This is a genomic window from Candidatus Halobonum tyrrellensis G22, assembly GCF_000495475.1.
Classification (GTDB): domain Archaea; phylum Halobacteriota; class Halobacteria; order Halobacteriales; family Haloferacaceae; genus Halobonum; species Halobonum tyrrellense.
The window spans coordinates 48,113-65,063 of record NZ_ASGZ01000026.1; the positions used below are offsets into that span (position 1 = coordinate 48,113).

Consider the following 16,951-nt stretch of genomic DNA (forward strand, 5'->3'; position numbering starts at 1 on the left):
CCGGGGTTCGGTGCGCTTTTCCCCCGGCGCGTCCCCTCCGCGCGTATGACCGACGACACCGACGGGAGCGACGGGACCGGCGACCCCGACGGACCCACCGAGTCCGACGGACCCGCCGACTCCGACGCGAGCGCGGACGCCGACGAACGGGAGGAACTCACGTACGCCGACGCGGGCGTCGACATCGAGGCCAGCGAGGCGGCGACGGCGGCGCTCGTCTCGGCGGTCGGCGAGGGCGAGGGCGACTACGCGGGCCTGCTCGACATCGGCGACCGCTACCTGGCGCTGGCGACCGACGGGGTGGGGACCAAACTCCTCGTCGCGGAGGCGCTCGCGGACTACTCGACGGTCGGCATCGACTGTATCGCCATGAACGCCAACGACCTCGTCGCGGCGGGCGTCGACCCCGTCGCGTTCGTCGACTACCTCGCGGTCGACGACCCCGACGAGACGTTCGCCGAACAGGTCGGCGAGGGGTTGCGAGTGGGCGCCGAGCGCGCGGGCGTCGAACTCGTCGGCGGCGAGACGGCGGTGATGCCCGAAGTCGTCCGGGGGCTGGACCTGGCGGGCACCTGCGCGGGGCTCGCCGCCAAGGACGCCACCTTCGAGGGGCGCGCGGAGGCGGGCGACGCGCTCGTGGGGTGGGCCTCCTCGGGCATCCACTCGAACGGGCTGACGCTCGCGCGGGAGGCGGTCACCCGCGACCACGAGTACACGGACCCGTGTCCGTTCGGCGAGTACGACACGCTCGGCGCGGCGCTGTTGGAGCCGACGCGCATCTACGCCGACCTGCTCGGCCCGATGCGCGAGGCCGGCGTCCGCGGGGCGGCCCACGTCACCGGCGGCGGGTGGACCAACCTCGAACGCCTCGGCGACAACCGCTACGAGGTGACCGACCCGTGGCCCGCACAGGACGTGTTCGGGTTCGTCCAAGCGGAGGGGAACGTGAGCGACGCGGAGATGCACCGCACGTTCAACATGGGGACCGGGTTCGTCGCCGCAGTCGACCCCGACGACGCGGACGAACTCGCGGACGCGACCGGTGGACGGGTGGTCGGCTCGGTGTCGGAGGGCGACGGCGTGTCGATCCGCGGGCTGTCGCTGTAAGCGGGGGACGAGAGGGCCGGAGGCTACGATCGGGGGTCGAGTCGGCGAACCGCGACGGGCCGTACCGGGTCGCGCCGCGGGGGCCGGACCGGTCGGGCGGACGCGCCGGCGGACCGGGCTCCCCCTCCCGGCCCGCGTCGACGCGTTCCCCACTCCGCCCGCCGGTCCACCGTCGACGTCTCCCCCTTCCGTGGTGCGCCGCGCCGCTCCCTGCCGCCCGGTGCCGGACGCTACGGAGAACGCTCGCCGCTGGCGTTCAGCCGTCGATGTAGTCGCCGGCGACCTCCAGCACTTCCCCCATCGACCGCGGGTCGTCGACGGCGACGTCCGCGACGTCGTCGTCGGTGCCGAACGGCCACGGCCGCTGGAGCGTCAGCGTCCGCACGTAGCCGGCGTGACGCGCCTCGATGCTGTGGATGCCGAGCGCGATGGGCGTCACCTGCAGGTCCATCACGTTGCCGTCCTGCGCTTCGAGTTCGGCCTTCGCGAGGTAGGGTGCGGCGCCCGCGTACGCCGAGACGCCGAGGTCCTCGACCACCTGCGCGAAGCCGACGAAGCTGTCGACGCTGTCGTAGACGCCGTCCGGGAGGACGAACTCGTCCGCCGTCGGCGCGGTGACCGCCGCGCCCAGCGAGTCGAGCGTGCTCTCGAGCGCCGCCACGTGGTACACCTCGTGGTCCCGGATGTCCTCGAAGTGCTGGTAGGTGGAGTACCGGAGCGTCGGCCGGTCGAAGTAGCGCGCGACCTCGGAGGTCTCGACCGCGGTCTCGTCGAACACGCCGCCGCTCGACGCGAGCGCGTTCCGGTAGTACGCCGCCTCCAGGCGTTCGAGCGTGAGCGCGTAGTTGAGTATCTCCGGGATCGTCGGGTCGTCGCTGCCGTGGTCCGCCGCCACCTGGCCCATCCCGAACGCCGCGCCCAGTCCCGCGACCGCCGCGCCCATGAAGCCTCGCCGGCCGAAGTCGAGCGCCGTGTTCGCCGCTGTCTCGGGGCTGGGTCCGTCCTGTTCCGTCTCGGGGGTCCGCTCTCGGTCACTCATGTTGGATGCGCGCCGTCGCGCACTCCCACCGACGCCTGTCGACGGGGTATTCCTTTTCCGACTTTCGTCCGGGTTCCGTCCCTATTCTCCGGTGGTAATCGAACGAACGTGGTAACAACGACCGGCCGGCGTCCCGCCCGCGGGCCGGGTGTGTTGGGCTACCCCCCGCCGAGCTACCCCTCGCCGGGTCGGAGGACGACCGCGCCCACGCCGTCGAGCAGGCGGCGGAGGAGCGTGAACTCGACCATGACGACGGCGCCGATACCGAGGAAGTAGAGACAGCCCGCGACCGGGCCGAGCGACAGACGAGCCCACAGCCAGAACGCGCCGGTCACGGTGCCGACGACGGTGGGAAAACTGACCCCGGCCACGATGCCGAGGTAGGCCCCACCGAGACACCACGTGACCGCGGTGCCGCGGAGCCACGAGAGCGCGTAGCCGACGCGGCGGAGCGCGGACGGGGAGGGGGGACGAGACACGCCGGCAGTGAGAGCTGTCGGCCACTAAACGGTTTCTCGATTGCCCGTTTCAACCAAGGGCGTGGGGGGCGTGTCGTCGTGTAGATGTCGCACACGCACGTGAGCGTCGACGACGTCGAACCGAGCGGTCCGATGCGGTTCATGCGCGACCCCCTCGACTGCGAGAACCTCGGTTTCACGGTCGTCGAAGCCGACGCGGGGTGGAGCGGACCCGAACACGACCACGCCGACGAGGGCCACGAGGAGGTGTACTACCTCGTCGACGGCGCGGCGACGGTCGTCGTCGACGGCGACGCGGTGCCGCTCTCGCCGGGGGAGGCGGTGCGCGTCTCGCCCGACGCGAGCCGGCGGCTGGATGCGAGCGAGGAGAGCACGCTCGTCGTCGCCGGCGCGCCGTAGCCGCGTCCGTCGGGAGAACTGGAGAACCCGGGAACCGGAAAGCCGGGGGACAGGGGAACTGAAGAACCGGAGAACCGGGGACTGGGGGACCGCGGGACTCTTCTCGGCGGCGGCCTTCCGGCCGGTATGACCGACTCGGACCCGCGGCCGGGCGCGGACCCGTCGGCGAGCGACGCCGCGGTGGTCCCGGACCTGGTCGCCCGCGAGCGCCGGAGCGACCGGCCGGCGGTCGTCGACGCGGCGCGCGGGCGGACGCACAGCTACGCCGACGTCTGTACGACCGCGTACAAGGCCGGGAACGTCCTCCGCCACCTCGGCGTCCACGACGGGGCGCGCGTCGCCGTCGAGGCGGCGCCCGCGTTCCAGCCGCTGACGACGTTCCTCGGGAGCGCGCTGCTCGGCGCGGTCACCGCCTTCGACGCCGCGCCCGGGACGGACGCCCGCGTGGTGGTGGTCGACGCCCGCCGGGAATCCGAGTTCGACCTCCCGCCGGGGTCGAAGCTCTGCGCCTTCGGCGGCGCACCCGACCGCGCCGACACCACCCACTGGGAGGGGGAGGTGTGGAGCGAGAACCCCGCGTTCCCGCCCGCGACGTACGACCCCGACGCGCCGGTGCTCGCGGCCGACGGCGCGACGCACGACCACGCGACGCTGCTCGACGCGGCCCGCGGCGCGGTCGACGCGCTCGACTTGACCGCCGACGACCGGGTCGACCTGCGCGCGCCGCTGTCGGACCCGCGGGCGGTCGCCGCGGGCGTGCTCGCGCCGCTGCTCGCCGGCGGGGCGGTCAGACTTCCGGTCGTCGGCGCGGAGGGCGGCGAGTCCGGGGAGGCCGACGCCGCCGAGGCGGCGACCGCGGCGGTCGCGACCGGTGACTCGGACCCGCCGGACGCGCCGGACGTGCCGACGCTGTGGCTCGCAGACGTGTCGCTGTCGCGGTCGGGGTGAGAGACGGGGCGGCGTGACGACGGCGACGCGCCGTCCGCGTCACCGCGCCCCGTCGGTGCCCTCGCGGATCCGGTCGAGCGCCTCGGGGTTCTCGACCGACGAGAGGTCGCCCGGGTCCTCGCCGGCGTACGCCGCCGCCATCGCCCGGCGGACGACCTTCCCCGACTGGGTGAGGGGGAACTCGTCGACGAACAGCACCTCCCGCGGGCGGAACGGCTTGCCGTGCGCCTCGCCCACCCGGTCGCGCAACTCGGCCCGGAGGCCGTCGCTCGGCTCGACGCCCGGTTCGAGGACGACGTACGCGACGACGGCGGTGCCCGTCGTCGCGTCGGGGACGCCGACCGCCGCCGCCTGGGTGACCGCGTCGTGGTCGACCAGAACCGCCTCTATCTCGGCGGGACCGACCTTCCGTCCGGCGACGTTGAGCGTGTCGTCCGCCCGGCCGTGGAGGAACCAGAACCCGTCGTCGTCCCGCTGAGCCCAGTCGCCGTGGTTCCACAGCGGCGGGTCGGTGAACCGCGACCAGTACTCCTCCAGATACCGCTCGTCGCCCTCCCGGAGGCTCTTGGTCATGCTCGGACAGGAGTCGCGCGCGACGAGGTAGCCCCGCTCGCCCGCCTCGGCGACCGACTCGCCCGCCTCGTTCACGATGTCGACGTCCATCCCGAGCCCGGGGCCGCCGAGCGTGCACGGCTTGAGCGGTTGGTCGGGCATCGGCATGAGGAAACAGCCGCAGATCTCGGTGCCGCCCGAGATGTTGATGATCGGACAGTCGCCGCCGCCGACGTGCTCGTAGAACCACAGCCACGACTCGGGGTCCCACGGCTCGCCGGTCGACCCGAGGAGCCTGAGACTGGAGAGGTCGTGGCTCTCGACGGGTTCGGTGCCGTGTTTCCGGAGCGCGCGGACCGCGGTGGGCGAGACGCCGAACGTCGTGACGCCGTGGCGTTCGATCAGGTCCCAGAGGCGGTCCGGCCCGGGGTGGTCGGGCGCACCCTCGTAGATCACGACGGTGCCGCCGAACGCGTGGTTGCCCACCAGCGTCCACGGTCCCATCATCCACCCGATGTCGGACACCCAGAAGAACCGGTCCGACGGCTTCTGGTCGAACCCGAAGTGGACCTCCTTGCTACACTGCGTCAGGACGCCCGCGTGGGTGTGGACGATGCCCTTCGGCCGGCCGGTCGTCCCCGACGAGTACAGCAGCATCGACTCGGCGTCGCTGGGGAGCGACTTCGTCTCGTAGACGGGCGACCGCGTCCCGACGGCGTCGACCCACCACTCGTCGCGGGCGCCCCACGGCGGGTCGCAGCCGAGTCGCTCGTGGACGACCACGCGTTCGACGCCGCCCGCCCGCTCGATGGCCGCGTCGAGCGTCCCCTTCAGCCGGACCTCGCTCCCGCGGCGGTAGAAGCCGTCGCCCGTGAACACCACCGACGGCTCCGCGTCCGCGAGCCGGGTCGCCACCGCGTCGGTGCCGAACCCCGAGAATATCGGCACCGCGACGGCGCCGACTTTGAAACAGCCGTAGAGGACCGACACCACCTCGGGCACCATCGGCATGTACAGCCCCACGGTGTCGCCCGTCTCCACCCCCGCGGCGTCGAGGTAGTTCGCGACCCGGTTCGCCTCCCGTTGGAGGTCGTGGAACGTCACCTCCCGGCGGTCGCCGGGTTCACCCTCCCAGAGCACCGCCACGCGGTTACGCGCCGCCGCGTCGACCGCGGCGTGGCGGTCGAGCGTGTTGTGCGCGACGTTGAGCCGCCCGCCGGGGTACCAGTCGGCGAACTGCGGCCCCCGCGAGTCGTCACGCACCTCGTCGTACGGCTCGTAGAACTCCAGGTCGAGGTAGTCGACGAGTTCGTCCCAGAACCAGTCGACGCCCGACGCCTCGACCCCCGGGAGGTCGGTCGTGGTCCGCTCGACCAACTCGTCGTACGTGTCGATGCCGTACTCGCGCATGAACCGGCGGACGTTGGTGGCCTCCGCGAACGCCTCGTCGGGTTCGTGGACCACCGCGTCCGGGTCGACCGGCGGTTCGGGCTCCGTGGGCGCCATCTCCCCAGCGAATTGGCGTGCGCGCGGCAAGTAGTTTTCCGGGGTGTCTGTCCGACCCCGCGCGGCCGGCGGCGCCCCGGCGGTCCACCCCCGCTGTACACCTCAGGGGTCGCCCCACCGGGCGGCGTCGACGGTGAGACCGTCCACGCCCGCGTCGGCGGCGGCGTCCACGTCGGCGGGCGACCCCGCGCCCCACGCGTACGCGCCGAACCCGCGGTCGCGGGCCGCCCCTACCACCCCGGTCCGGAGGCAGTCGTCGACGTGCGGGTGGACGTTCCCGCAGTCGAGCCGCGCCGCGAGACTCAGGTTGGCCTCGGGGTCGCCCGAGAACAGCAGCCCCGTCGGGACGCCCTCGCTCCCCTCCGCCTCGGCGAACGCCGCCAGCGCCGCCGGGGAGAACGAGGTGACCCGCGCCGGGCGGTCGGCGTCCGCGAGCGCCGCGGCCACGTCGTCGGCGACGCCGACCGTCTTGAGTTCCACCTGGAGGGTCGTCCCCGCCGGGACCGCGTCGAGAACGTCCGCGAGCCGCGGGATCGGTTCGTCGGTGCCCAACACGTCGAGTTCCCGTACCACCGGCCACGGCGTCTCGTCGACGCGCGCGTCGACGCCCGCGATACGGTCGAGCCGTTCGTCGTGGACGACGACCGGTTCGCCCGACCCGCACCGCCGGACGTCGAACTCGACGGCGTCGAGCCGTCGTGCGGTCTCGACGAATGCGCGGACCGTGTTCTCGGGGTGTTCGTGCCCGCAGCCGCGGTGACCGACCAGTTCGACCGACACGCCCGGTCCTCCGGACGCGTCCGGCTTAGCTCCCCGCCCCGCTCCGCGGTTCGACCCCCCGTTCGACGCGCGGCCGCCCGACACCCCCGGATCCGTAATCGTAACCATCGATACCGGGTGTCGAGCAACGTAGCCGCCCGTTTCTCGCCTCTACACGGGACCTATCCGTTACATACGATTACGTATGCGACGCGATCCGTCGCGTGAGGCGACTGTCGTATCGCGTGGATAGCGCGATGAGACGGGAAGATCGGCCATACGTGTCGGTGAATCGACTCATATGTGGATAGTCAGTAACGATACGTAAACAGACGGCAAGTGTCTATAAGGAGCCGTGTGGAGTAGCCCAACTCCGTGAGTTCGGATAGCCGGAAACACGGCGACGGTGAGAGTGACGGCGGAACCGACGGTCCCGTCTCCCGACGGCGCTTCGTCCGCGTGGCGGGTGCCACCGGGGCGGCGGGGCTCGTCGCGGGGTGTTCGACGCGGAACCCGGACGAGGGGTCCGGGTCGGAGACGAGCGAGGGTACTTCCGGCGGGTCGGAGGGGACGACCACGGGCGAGTCGGGCGGGAGCGCGGGCGGCAGCATCGAGATCGCGACCGCCGACATCCAGGGCCACCGCGACGCGTTCAGGCAGGCGCTCCGCGATGGCGGACTCTCGGAGGACGTCGAGATATCGTTCCTCGCGACGTCGGGAATCTCGGGCGACGTCCAGTCGCAGTACCGGCAGTGGCTCCAGGCGGGGCGGGGTCAGCCCGACATCATGCGGATGGACAGCGGGTGGACGATCCCGTTCATCCAGCGGGGCCAGATAGCCAACCTGACCGAGGCGCTCCCCGACGAGACGGTCACGTCGATCAACGAGAACTACTTCGCCGCCACCGTCGACGCGGTGTCGGACGCCGACGGTAACCTCTACGGCGTCCCCTACCAGATCGGCCTGCCGACGGTCCAGTACCGGAAGGACCTGGTCGAACAGGCCGGGTTCAACCCCAGCGAGGAGAACTGGGCGACCGAGCCGATGTCGTGGGAGAAGTTCTCGAACGTCATCAGCCAGACCCACCAGCAGGTCGACGACGTCGACTACGGCTACTCGTGGCAGGCGAGCAACTACGTCGGGCTGTCGTGCTGTACGTTCAACGAGCTGATGAGCACGTGGGGCGGCGCGTACTTCGGCGGGCGCGACACCCTGTTCGGCCCGGTCGGCGAGCGGCCGGTCACGGTCGACGGCGAGCAGGTGATCCAGGCGCTCCGGATGGCCCGGACGTTCATCCGCGGGCAGGACGACGAGTACGCGCTCGACGGCTACCAGTCCATCTCGCCGACCGACGTGCTCCAGTGGACCGAGGGTCCCTCCCAGTCGCAGTTCCTCGACGGGAACTCGGTCTCGCTGCGCTACTGGCCGTCGGCGCTCCCGCCGGCCCACGAGGAGTTCGGCGACGACCTCGGCGTGATGCCGATCCCGTACGGCATCCCCGAGAGCGAGGCCGAGTACGAGGGACTCGGCGGCACCATCTCCGCGCTCGGCGGGTGGAACATGGTGTTGAACCCCAACACCGAAAACCGGAGCGCGGCGCTGCAGGTGCTGCAGGCGATCGACTCCGAGCCGTTCCGGCAGTTCCAACTCGAGGAACTCGACCTCCTGCCGCCGGACACCGCCGCGCTGGGGGAAGACCGGATCGGCGACATCCCGGTCTGGGGCGAGTACGCTGAGACGCTCCAGATCGCGGGCGAGAACGCCATGCCCCGGCCGGTCACGGTGGTGTGGCCCGACGAGTCGCCCGCGATCGCAGAGCGCGTGAGCGCGGTGCTCGCGGGACAGGAGGCCCCCGACGCCGCGATGAGCGAGCTAAAATCGACGCTCGAAACCATCGAGAGTAGCGTCTGAGATGGCGACCGAATCCGAGTCGTCCCGGTCGGCGACGCGGCGGTACTCGCCCACCTACTGGGTCGAGAACATGACCGACGAGCAGTTCGCGTACTTCATGCTGCTGCCCGCGTTCGCGCTGGTCGGGGCGTTCGCGCTGTGGCCGCTGTGGGAGACGTTCCAGATGTCGCTCCACGCCGACAACCTCACCGGCTCCGGCTACGTCGGCGAGTTCGTCGGTATCGAGAACTACGTCGCGATCCTCACGGGCGAGATGACCGCGCTGTTGGGCGCGCCGTTCTTCGACCTCGACCAACCGCTCCAGAGCGCGCTGTCGGTGACGCTGATCTACACCGCGATCAGCGTCACGCTCGAACTCATCGTCGGGTTCGGGATGGCGCTCATACTCGACAAGGAGTTCTACGGCCGCCGGTGGGTCCGGGTCGCGATCCTGGTGCCGTGGGCGGTCCCGATCGCGATCCAGGGGATGATCTTCTACCTCATCTTCCTGCCGAGCGTCGGGTTCGGGACGCAGGCGATGCACGCCATCGGCCTGTTCTCGGACACGCCGTTCATCAACAGCGCCGACCTGTTGATCATGGTGATCATCGCCGACGTGTGGAAGACCTCCGCGTTCATCGCGCTGATCGTGCTCGCGGGGCTCCAGAGCATCGACCGCGAACTGTACCGCGTCGGGCGGGTCGCGGGCGCGTCGGCGTGGCAGCGGTTCCGCTACATCACGTTCCCGCTGGTCGTCCCCACCCTGCTGGTCGCGCTGCTGTTCCGGACGATCCAGTCGATGCGCATCTTCGGGATCATCCGGACCATCGGCGGGAGCGGGGGCTGTTCGACGCTGCCGTCGCTGTCGTGTCTGGTCGTGACCACGTTCCAGGGGTCGGGCCGGTACGCGACCGCGGCCGCGCTCGCGTTCATCACGGCGGTCGTCGTCGCGATCGTCGCGGGCATCTACATCGTCGGCTTCGCCGACGTCGAGGGAGGTGCGATCTGATGGCGACCGTCACCGGCGACGACGGTGACGGCGACGGGGACGACGGCAACGCGCTCGAACGCTCGGCGCGCCGCGCGATGGAGCGGCCGTGGACCGTCTACCGGGCCGCGTTCACGTTCGGCGTGGTGGCGTTCGTCCTCATCACGCTGTTCCCGTTCTACTGGCTGCTCGTGTTGGCGCTCACGCCGCTGACGAACGTCAACAACATCGACTTCGAGGCGTTCGGGCTCCCGCTGCCGGTGCCGGTGCCGCAGGGGTTCAACCCGGCGGCGTTCGTCGAGGTGTTCCGGCTGGTGCCGTTCCACCGGTTCATGTTCAACAGCATCTTCATCGGGCTGGTGACGACGGCGATCGTGCTCGTGATCGCCAGCCTCGCGGGCTACGCGTTCGGCCGCCTGGAGTTCCGCGGCCGGCGGGTCCTGATGGTGCTGTTCCTCGCCATCTCGTACTTCCCGCCGGTCACGTTCGCGATCCCGATCTTCCGGTACTTCACGGGCGGGGTCCACCTGTTTACGATCCCCGGCGTCACCGCGGTGTACAGCCCCAACTGGTTCAACACGCCCGGCGCGCTGATCACGCCGTTTAGCGCGCTGTTCATGCCGCTGGCCATCTTCATCCTCACCACCTTCTACAGCCAGATCCCCGACGGGCTGGAGGACGCCGCCCGGATCGAGGGGACCACCCGGATCGGCGCGCTGTTCCGGGTGATCGTCCCGCTGTCGGCGCCGGGCGTCGCCACCGCGGGCGTGCTCACGTTCATCTCGATATACAACGAGTTCTTCTTCTCGTTCCTGCTCACCGACGGCCAGGCGCAGAGCTGGGCCCCGATCGTCTGGGGGATCCTCAACTACCAAGGGCAGTACCAGCAGTACTACAACCTGATGGCGGCGGCGAGCCTGATCGGGGTCATCCCGGTCGCGGTACTCGTCGTCCTCGCACAGGAGAAGATCGTCAGCGGACTCACGTCCGGCGGACTCAAGGAGTAAACACATGGGAGACGTCACACTCGACGGGATCACGAAACGCTACGACGACGTCGTCGCGGTCGACGACGTGAACATACATATCGAGGACGGCGAGTTCGTCACGCTCGTCGGCCCCTCCGGCTGCGGCAAGTCGACGACTCTCGAAATCGTCGCGGGACTCACCAACCCCAGCGGCGGGACGGTCACCATCGCCGACCGGGACGTGACGCGGCTGCCGCCGAAGGACCGCGACATCTCGATGGTGTTCCAGAACATCGCGCTGTTCCCGCACATGAACGTCCGGAAGAACATCAGCTTCGGGCTCCGCCTGCGGGACTTCGACTCCGAGGAGACCGAGCGGCGCGTCCAGCGGGCCGCCGAGATCCTCCAGTTGGAGGGAATGTTGGACCGGATGCCCGACGAGCTCTCCGGCGGCCAACAGCAGCGTGTCGGGATCGGCCGCGCCATCGTGCGCGAACCCGAGGTGTTCCTGATGGACGAACCGCTCGCCAACCTCGACGCGAAGCTCCGCGTCCACATGCGCACGGAGCTCCAGCGGCTCCACGACGAACTCGAGACGACGATCCTCTACGTCACTCACGACCAGGCGGAGGCGATGACGATGAGCGACCGGATCGCGGTGCTCAACCACGGCGAACTCCAGCAGTTCGCCCCGCCGCTGGTCTGTTACAACGAACCCGCCAACGAGTTCGTCGCCGGGTTCATCGGCTCGCCGTCGATGAACTTCCTCGAAGGCGAGATGGGGGGCGAACGCGTCGAGACGCCCCACTTCTCGGTCGGGGTCGACCCCGCGGCGGTCGACGTCGGCGCCGACGGACCGGTCACGGTCGGCATCCGCCCGGAGGACATCTACCTCCGGCAGACCGCGGCGACGGTCGAGCAGCCGACCGACGCCGTCGAGGCGACCGTGGACGTGCTCGAACCGATGGGCGACGAGATATTCGTCTACCTCCTGCTCGGCGACGCCGCCGACGACGGCGGCCCGACCGTCGAGGGGGCGGACGAGGCGAGCGCCCGCTCCGACCAACTCCTGATGAGCGTCGAACCCGACGTGAGACTCGAATCCGGCGAGCGGGTCGAGGTGGTGCTCGACCGCGACCGCGTCCACCTGTTCGACACCGGCGGCGACGCGCGCGCGCACGGGGTGGCGGAGGGGTCCGAGGCGCCGACAGAGGTAAACGCCGACGGCGGGGAAGGGCGATAACGTGAGCGACTCCTCTCACCTCCGAGTGATGTCGTACAACGTGCGCGCGGCCGGCCTCGACGAGGGCGTCGACGCGTGGGTGAACCGCCGCGCGACCGTCACGGGGGCGGTCCGGCTCCACCGACCCGCGACCGTCGGTCTCCAGGAGGTCGTCCCCGAGCAGTACGACGACGTCCGCGAGGCGCTGCCGGCGTACGAGTGGGTCGGCGAGGGCCGGCAGGGATCGGAGTCGAACGAGGCGACGCCGGTCGGCTACCGCGCCGACCGGTTCGACCTCGCGGACAGCGGGACGTTCTGGCTGTCGGAGACGCCCGACCAGCCGGGGAAGGGCTGGGACGCCGACTGCCCCCGGGTCGCCACCTGGGTCCACCTCGAGGACCGCGAGACGGGCGAACGACTGATCCACGTCAACACCCACCTCGACCACCAGGGGGCGGAGGCGCGCCGGGAGAGCGCGGCGCTGTTGCGCGACCGGTTCGCCGACCGGGACGCCTCGCTGGTGTTCACGGGTGATTTCAACTGCATGGCGGACTCGGAGCCGCTCGAACTCCTCACGGCCGAAGAGTCGCCGCTGGTCCACGCCGTCGACGTCTGCGAGACGACCCACCACGGCCCGGAGACGACGTTCACCAGTTTCGACTCGCTGGTCTCCGCCGGCCGCATCGACCACGTGTTCGTCGACGACGACGTGCGCGTCACCGGCCACGCCACGGCGACCGACATGCGGCCCGACGGGCGGTTCCCCTCCGACCACCTGCCGCTGGTGGTCGACCTCGAACTCGGCGACTGAGGCGGGCGGCGCGACGGCGGGCGTCGCCGCGCCCCGGCGACCCCCACAAACGACTTTTCCACCCCCCGCGTACGGCCGGTATGTACGTCCGCGACGCCAAGAACCGCGACGAGGTCTGGCTGCTCGACCGAATCGAGGAGATGGGGCTCGACGAGGCGTCGTTCCGGTCGCGCGACTACGTCATCGCGGTCGACGAGGAGACGAACGAGCGGGCGGGGTTCGGGCGCGTGCGGGTGCACAAGCCCGACGACGCCGACGAGTTCTGCGAGTTGACGAGCATCGGCGTCGTCGGGGCGTGGCGCGGGCAGGGCGTCGGCGCGCACGTCGTCGAACGGCTGGTGACCGAGGCGGGCGACGACGGCTTCGAGTCGGTGTACTGCTTCACCGACCTCCCGACGTACCTCGCGCAGTTCGGCTTCGAACGGGTCGACGCCGACGACCTGTCCGTCCCCGTGCGCGAGCGGTTCGAGGCGGTCGGCGGCGACGACGACGCGACCGTGCCGCTCCGGGTCGCCGTCGAGGGGTTCGAGATGCCGACCCGGCTGCGCGAGCGGTTCAAGACCGCCGCCCCCGCGGGCGACGGCGAGGGCGGGATAGAGGAGTCGGCCGAGGACTTCGGTATCGACCCCGACGAGGCCACCTACAAGTACGACACCGGGCGGTAGTCGCGGACGCCGCGTGCCGGCGGTCGAACGGCGTCCGCCCCGGCCGTGCGGTTCGCGGGGACCGCACCCGGCGCTACGTCCGGTCGTCGAGGAAGTCGGTCGCGAACACGATGTACGACAGCGCCGAACAGAACAGGATGGGCGGGAGGATCATGAACCCCCACAGCGGGTCGATCCCCCAGAACAGCAGCAGGACCACGTCGGCGAGACCGACGAACAGGAACGGGAGCGTCGACAGCACGCCGCGTTTGCGGTTCCACGTGCGCGCCGTGTCGGTGACGTCCGCGGCCATGGTCGGCTCTCGGTCCCGCGGGCACAAAAGCCACGCGTTAGTCGGTCGGGCGCACCCGGTCCGGCGCACACCGCCCTCTCGTCCCGGCGCTACGTGCGCTCGCGACCGGCGTCGTCGAACCGTGAGGCGACCGTCACCAACCCGAACAGGAGCGCGAGCACCGCCACCGAGAGGACCACGCCGTACAGCGCGACCCCGGTGGGCGTGCCCGGGATCGTCACCACGCCGAACACGGTGACGGCGTCGACGCCGTTGTTCGCCGCGACCACGTAGCCCGCGACGGCCACGAACGCGACGACGGTGACCGCCGCGCCCGCGAGGTAGCGCCGGCCCGACCCGCTCGCCTCCACGTCGCGGTCAGTCCGGGCCGCGCCGCCGCCCTCGTCGTTCCTCCCGGCGTCGCTCGGGCCGCTCGGCTCGTTCGGGTCGCTCGGATCGCTCACGCTCGGCGTTGTGGGTCGACGGGCATGGCTCTGTCGAGTCTCCCGGGGCGGCGTCCGCCGCCTCCGGGGTCGGAACCCCGCCCGGCGGTTCACGAATCCGGGGACGGACGGACCCGGGACGACCGCCCACACTGGAGACTTATGTGCCGGCCCGCGGTGGGTGGGGGTATGCCGACCACGCCCGACGCCGACCCCGCGGACGACCCGCTGGTGTCGGCCGCCCGCGACGCGCTCTCGGAGGCGTACGTCCCCTACTCGGAGTACCCGGTCGGGGCGGCGCTCGAAACCGAAGACGGGAGCGTCTTCACCGGCTGTAACGTCGAGAACGCCAACTACTCCAACTCGCTGCACGCCGAGGAGGTGGCCGTCGGGAAGGCGGTGTCGGCGGGTCACGACGAGTTCGCCCGCCTCGCGGTGACGTCCGAGGCGCGCGACGGCGTCACGCCCTGCGGGATGTGTCGACAGACGCTCGCGGAGTTCGGCGACGACGACATGCCCGTGGTGTGTGACGGCGAGACGGGTCTCGTGGCGTACACGCTGGGCGAACTCCTCCCGAACACCATCGGACTCGACACGCTGGAGGACGCCGCCGCGAAGCGCCGGGACGCCGGCGCGGAGTAGCCCGGCCGCCCCTCGGCCGTCCGGTTTCGGTGCGGTTTCGCCGCCGGGTCGTCCCGCGTCGGGTTCGGCTCAGAGCCGCCGCGCGCCCGCGAGGTACGCGGGGTTCGACGAGTAGCGCCGCTCGAACACCGTCTCGACCACGAACGACAGTTCCCACCCGGTCTCGGCGCGGAACAGGTCGCGCAGTTCCGCCCGCGACAGCGACGCGCCGTGCGACCACGCGCCGTCCGGGCGGGCGTCACACAGCAGGTAGTAGTAGCCGCCGGGTTCGAGCACCTCCCGTATCTCGCGGAGCGCGCGCCGCTGTTCGTCCGGGCCGAGACAGTGGAGCATCGCGGAGTCGACGACGGTGTCGGCGCGCACCCCCACCTCCGAGAGCCGGAGCGCGTCCCAGACGAGGAACGAGGCGTCGGCCCGCCGCCACCGCGCCTTCGCGCGGGCGCGGGCGACGGCGCTCGGGGCGACGTCGACTCCCAGCACTTCGTGACCCCGCCCCGCGAGGAACAGCGACAGTTCGCCCGTCCCGCAGCCCACCTCCAGCACCCGGCCGCGGACCAACCCCGCCTCCGCGAGGTGGACGAACGCCCGCTGTGGGTGGCCGACGTCCCAGTTCGGCGGCGCCCCCCGGTAGGCGGCGTCGAAGCCGTAGGCGGCGGCGGGGTTCGTCACGTCGAGCCCGGGGTCCGGGGGCGCGCTCATCGTCGGTGGCTCGGCGGCCACCGTGGAAAAGGCTCGTACTCCCCGGCACGCGCGTGCCGGGGATAGGACTACAGGTTCGTGGATGATAGTTCGTGATATGTATCGGATCCTGATGCCGATCGACGACGACGAACAACGCGTCGAGGCGCAGGCCGAGGTCGTCTCGGAGCTACTGGAGGTCGCCGACGGGATCGAGGTGGTCCTCCTACACGTGTTCGACGACGAGGACCGGGCCGACGGGACGGCGCCGTCGCAACTCGCGACGGGGCGGAAGGCGAGGAACCGACTCACGGAGGCCGGGGCGGCGGTCGTCGAGCGGAGCGAGGCGGGGAACCCGGCCGAGGAGATCGTCCGGGCCGCCCGCGCGACGGGCGCGAACCAGATCGTCCTCGGCGGTCGCAAGCGCTCGTCGCTCGGGGCGGTCGTGTTCGGGAGCGTGAGCCAGGCGGTCGTCCGGGAGGCGACCGCCCCGGCGACGGTCGCGGGGTCGGTCGAGAACCTCGAACGCCCCTCCCACCGGTGTGCGGACTGCGGCGAGGTCTATTACGCCACCCCGAACACGGAGATATCCAGCTGTCGGCGGTGCGGCGGCGTCAACCTCAAACCCGTGACCGGCAACCGAACGGAGCCGACGGCCTGACCGTGGGTCGGCCGGGACGGCGGTCTCCGCTCGCCCCCCGACGCGAGCGGGTGGAACTAACAGCCCCCTCGTCCAACCGGCGGCATGGACGACAGCGAGGACCCCAACGACGAGACGCAGTACCACCTCGGGGTCGGACCCGAGGACGTGGCCGACACCGTCCTCCTGCCGGGCAACCCCGAGCGGGTGGAGAAGGTGACCGCGCTGTGGGACGAGTCCGCGGCTGTGGCCGACCACCGCGAGTACCGCACCGCGACCGGGACGTACGACGGTGAACCGCTCTCGGTCACGTCGACGGGGATCGGGTCGCCGTCGGCGGCCATCGCGGTTGAGGAACTCGCGCGGGTCGGCGCCGACACGTTCGTCCGCGTGGGGTCGTGCGGCGCGATCCAAGCGGGGATGGAGGTGGGCGATCTGGTCATCTCGTCGGGCGGGGTCAGACAGGAGGGGACCAGCGACGAGTACGTCCGCGAGGACTACCCCGCGGTCGCGGACGGGGAAGTCGTGTCCGCGCTGGTCGCCGCCGCCGAGCGTCTGGGGTACGACTACCACGTCGGACTCACGATGTCGGCCGACTCCTTCTACGCGGGGCAGGGCCGCCCCGGGTTCGAGGGGTTTCGCGCCGCGGGGTCGGAGTCGCTCGTGGCGGAACTCCGGGAGGCGAACGTGAAGAACATCGAGATGGAGGCGTCGGCGATCATGACGATAGCGAGCCTGTACGGCCTGCGGGCGGGCGCGGTCTGTACGGTGTACGCCAACCGGGTCACCGGCGAGTTCCGGACGGAGGGGGAGTCGCGCGCCGCCGAGTGTGCGAGCCTCGCGGCGGCGCTGCTCGCGGAGATGGACCGCGTGAAGGCGGCGGCGGGCGCCGACCGCTGGCACGCGGGACTGTCTCTTGATTGAGGTATCGTCGGCGGACGACC

Annotated in this window: 19 protein-coding genes; 12 read left to right on the forward strand and 7 right to left on the reverse strand. The window is 71.2% G+C overall.

The genetic code is table 11. From position 1 onward, the window contains the following. Positions 1–45: 45 nt before the first annotated feature. The gene (purM, locus tag K933_RS07595; protein ID WP_023394119.1) at positions 46–1,107 is read left to right on the forward strand and encodes a phosphoribosylformylglycinamidine cyclo-ligase; all 1,062 of its coding nucleotides are present in this window, start codon (positions 46–48) and stop codon (positions 1,105–1,107) included. 256 nt (positions 1,108–1,363) lie between these two features. Here the strand turns inward: purM and K933_RS07600 are convergent, their stop codons facing one another. Together K933_RS07600 and K933_RS07605 are read right to left on the reverse strand one after the other, a co-directional pair. Then, positions 1,364–2,146 carry a ferritin-like domain-containing protein gene (locus tag K933_RS07600; RefSeq protein WP_023394120.1) on the reverse strand — a complete coding sequence of 261 codons (783 nt, stop codon included), beginning with the start codon at positions 2,144–2,146 and terminating at the stop codon, positions 1,364–1,366. 173 nt (positions 2,147–2,319) lie between these two features. Next, complete coding sequence (locus K933_RS07605) at positions 2,320–2,625, reverse strand: hypothetical protein (protein WP_023394121.1); 306 nt, start codon at positions 2,623–2,625, stop codon at positions 2,320–2,322. A gap of 84 nt (positions 2,626–2,709) precedes the next feature. On the opposite strand from K933_RS07605, the gene K933_RS07610 reads away from it, so the two are divergent. Together K933_RS07610 and K933_RS07615 are read left to right on the forward strand one after the other, a co-directional pair. After that, on the forward strand, positions 2,710–3,024 hold the full coding sequence (locus K933_RS07610) for a cupin domain-containing protein (RefSeq protein ID WP_023394122.1): 315 nt from the start codon (positions 2,710–2,712) through the stop codon (positions 3,022–3,024). A 126-nt stretch (positions 3,025–3,150) separates the two neighbouring features. Beyond that, entirely contained in the window at positions 3,151–3,972 is an 822-nt protein-coding gene (locus tag K933_RS07615; protein ID WP_023394123.1) for an AMP-binding protein, read from the forward strand. Positions 3,973–4,011: 39 nt separating this feature from the next. Here K933_RS07615 and K933_RS07620 read toward each other — a convergent pair whose 3' ends face one another. Together K933_RS07620 and K933_RS07625 are read right to left on the reverse strand one after the other, a co-directional pair. Beyond that, positions 4,012–6,030 (reverse strand): AMP-binding protein, encoded by a 2,019-nt coding sequence (locus K933_RS07620; RefSeq protein ID WP_023394124.1) that lies wholly within the window; start codon positions 6,028–6,030, stop codon positions 4,012–4,014. A 102-nt stretch (positions 6,031–6,132) separates the two neighbouring features. Then, positions 6,133–6,810 (reverse strand): glycerophosphodiester phosphodiesterase, encoded by a 678-nt coding sequence (locus K933_RS07625; protein ID WP_023394125.1) that lies wholly within the window; start codon positions 6,808–6,810, stop codon positions 6,133–6,135. A 354-nt stretch (positions 6,811–7,164) separates the two neighbouring features. Here K933_RS07625 and K933_RS07630 point away from each other — a divergent pair, with 354 nt between their 5' ends. From K933_RS07630 to K933_RS07655, 6 genes are all read left to right on the forward strand, one after another. Then, a complete protein-coding gene (locus K933_RS07630; protein WP_049947697.1) occupies positions 7,165–8,700 on the forward strand; it encodes a substrate-binding domain-containing protein in 1,536 nt (511 codons plus the stop codon). Position 8,701: 1 nt separating this feature from the next. After that, positions 8,702–9,688 (forward strand): carbohydrate ABC transporter permease, encoded by a 987-nt coding sequence (locus K933_RS07635; protein ID WP_023394127.1) that lies wholly within the window; start codon positions 8,702–8,704, stop codon positions 9,686–9,688. Continuing rightward, positions 9,688–10,674, forward strand: a complete 987-nt coding sequence (locus K933_RS07640; RefSeq protein ID WP_023394128.1) for a carbohydrate ABC transporter permease — start codon at positions 9,688–9,690, stop codon at positions 10,672–10,674. Before K933_RS07635 ends, K933_RS07640 begins: the two co-directional genes overlap by 1 nt. A 4-nt stretch (positions 10,675–10,678) precedes the next feature. Beyond that, complete coding sequence (locus tag K933_RS07645) at positions 10,679–11,878, forward strand: ABC transporter ATP-binding protein (protein ID WP_023394129.1); 1,200 nt, start codon at positions 10,679–10,681, stop codon at positions 11,876–11,878. A gap of 1 nt (position 11,879) precedes the next feature. Beyond that, a complete protein-coding gene (locus K933_RS07650; protein ID WP_200862303.1) occupies positions 11,880–12,668 on the forward strand; it encodes an endonuclease/exonuclease/phosphatase family protein in 789 nt (262 codons plus the stop codon). Between the two features lie 80 nt (positions 12,669–12,748). Beyond that, on the forward strand, positions 12,749–13,333 hold the full coding sequence (locus K933_RS07655; protein WP_023394131.1) for a GNAT family N-acetyltransferase: 585 nt from the start codon (positions 12,749–12,751) through the stop codon (positions 13,331–13,333). A gap of 73 nt (positions 13,334–13,406) precedes the next feature. Here K933_RS07655 and K933_RS18650 read toward each other — a convergent pair whose 3' ends face one another. Both K933_RS18650 and K933_RS18325 read right to left on the reverse strand, forming a co-directional pair. Beyond that, positions 13,407–13,625 carry a hypothetical protein gene (locus K933_RS18650; protein WP_023394132.1) on the reverse strand — a complete coding sequence of 73 codons (219 nt, stop codon included), beginning with the start codon at positions 13,623–13,625 and terminating at the stop codon, positions 13,407–13,409. Between the two features lie 89 nt (positions 13,626–13,714). Beyond that, positions 13,715–14,068 carry a DUF7520 family protein gene (locus K933_RS18325; RefSeq protein ID WP_023394133.1) on the reverse strand — a complete coding sequence of 118 codons (354 nt, stop codon included), beginning with the start codon at positions 14,066–14,068 and terminating at the stop codon, positions 13,715–13,717. Positions 14,069–14,236: 168 nt separating this feature from the next. Here K933_RS18325 and cdd point away from each other — a divergent pair, with 168 nt between their 5' ends. Next, a complete protein-coding gene (gene cdd / locus K933_RS07670) occupies positions 14,237–14,689 on the forward strand; it encodes a cytidine deaminase (protein WP_023394134.1) in 453 nt (150 codons plus the stop codon). 69 nt (positions 14,690–14,758) lie between these two features. Here the strand turns inward: cdd and K933_RS07675 are convergent, their stop codons facing one another. Beyond that, complete coding sequence (locus tag K933_RS07675; RefSeq protein WP_023394135.1) at positions 14,759–15,388, reverse strand: class I SAM-dependent methyltransferase; 630 nt, start codon at positions 15,386–15,388, stop codon at positions 14,759–14,761. A gap of 97 nt (positions 15,389–15,485) precedes the next feature. Between K933_RS07675 and K933_RS07680 the strand changes: the two genes are divergently transcribed. Together K933_RS07680 and K933_RS07685 are read left to right on the forward strand one after the other, a co-directional pair. Continuing rightward, positions 15,486–16,028, forward strand: a complete 543-nt coding sequence (locus K933_RS07680; RefSeq protein ID WP_023394136.1) for a universal stress protein — start codon at positions 15,486–15,488, stop codon at positions 16,026–16,028. An 84-nt stretch (positions 16,029–16,112) separates the two neighbouring features. Further along, positions 16,113–16,931: a nucleoside phosphorylase gene (locus K933_RS07685; RefSeq protein ID WP_023394137.1), complete on the forward strand. Its 819-nt coding sequence runs from the start codon at positions 16,113–16,115 to the stop codon at positions 16,929–16,931. Positions 16,932–16,951: the final 20 nt, after the last annotated feature.

What these genes read in the sequence shown, in the direction of transcription:
- purM (WP_023394119.1), top strand. Translation starts at nt 46, where the DNA reads ATGACCGACGACACCGACGGGAGCGACGGGACCGGCGACCCCGACGGA.
- K933_RS07600 (WP_023394120.1), bottom strand. Translation starts at nt 2,146, where the DNA reads ATGAGTGACCGAGAGCGGACCCCCGAGACGGAACAGGACGGACCCAGC.
- K933_RS07610 (WP_023394122.1), top strand. Translation starts at nt 2,710, where the DNA reads ATGTCGCACACGCACGTGAGCGTCGACGACGTCGAACCGAGCGGTCCG.
- K933_RS07615 (WP_023394123.1), top strand. Translation starts at nt 3,151, where the DNA reads ATGACCGACTCGGACCCGCGGCCGGGCGCGGACCCGTCGGCGAGCGAC.
- K933_RS07620 (WP_023394124.1), bottom strand. Translation starts at nt 6,030, where the DNA reads ATGGCGCCCACGGAGCCCGAACCGCCGGTCGACCCGGACGCGGTGGTC.
- K933_RS07635 (WP_023394127.1), top strand. Translation starts at nt 8,702, where the DNA reads ATGGCGACCGAATCCGAGTCGTCCCGGTCGGCGACGCGGCGGTACTCG.
- K933_RS07640 (WP_023394128.1), top strand. Translation starts at nt 9,688, where the DNA reads ATGGCGACCGTCACCGGCGACGACGGTGACGGCGACGGGGACGACGGC.
- K933_RS07645 (WP_023394129.1), top strand. Translation starts at nt 10,679, where the DNA reads ATGGGAGACGTCACACTCGACGGGATCACGAAACGCTACGACGACGTC.
- K933_RS07655 (WP_023394131.1), top strand. Translation starts at nt 12,749, where the DNA reads ATGTACGTCCGCGACGCCAAGAACCGCGACGAGGTCTGGCTGCTCGAC.
- K933_RS18650 (WP_023394132.1), bottom strand. Translation starts at nt 13,625, where the DNA reads ATGGCCGCGGACGTCACCGACACGGCGCGCACGTGGAACCGCAAACGC.
- cdd (WP_023394134.1), top strand. Translation starts at nt 14,237, where the DNA reads ATGCCGACCACGCCCGACGCCGACCCCGCGGACGACCCGCTGGTGTCG.
- K933_RS07675 (WP_023394135.1), bottom strand. Translation starts at nt 15,388, where the DNA reads ATGAGCGCGCCCCCGGACCCCGGGCTCGACGTGACGAACCCCGCCGCC.
- K933_RS07680 (WP_023394136.1), top strand. Translation starts at nt 15,486, where the DNA reads ATGTATCGGATCCTGATGCCGATCGACGACGACGAACAACGCGTCGAG.
- K933_RS07685 (WP_023394137.1), top strand. Translation starts at nt 16,113, where the DNA reads ATGGACGACAGCGAGGACCCCAACGACGAGACGCAGTACCACCTCGGG.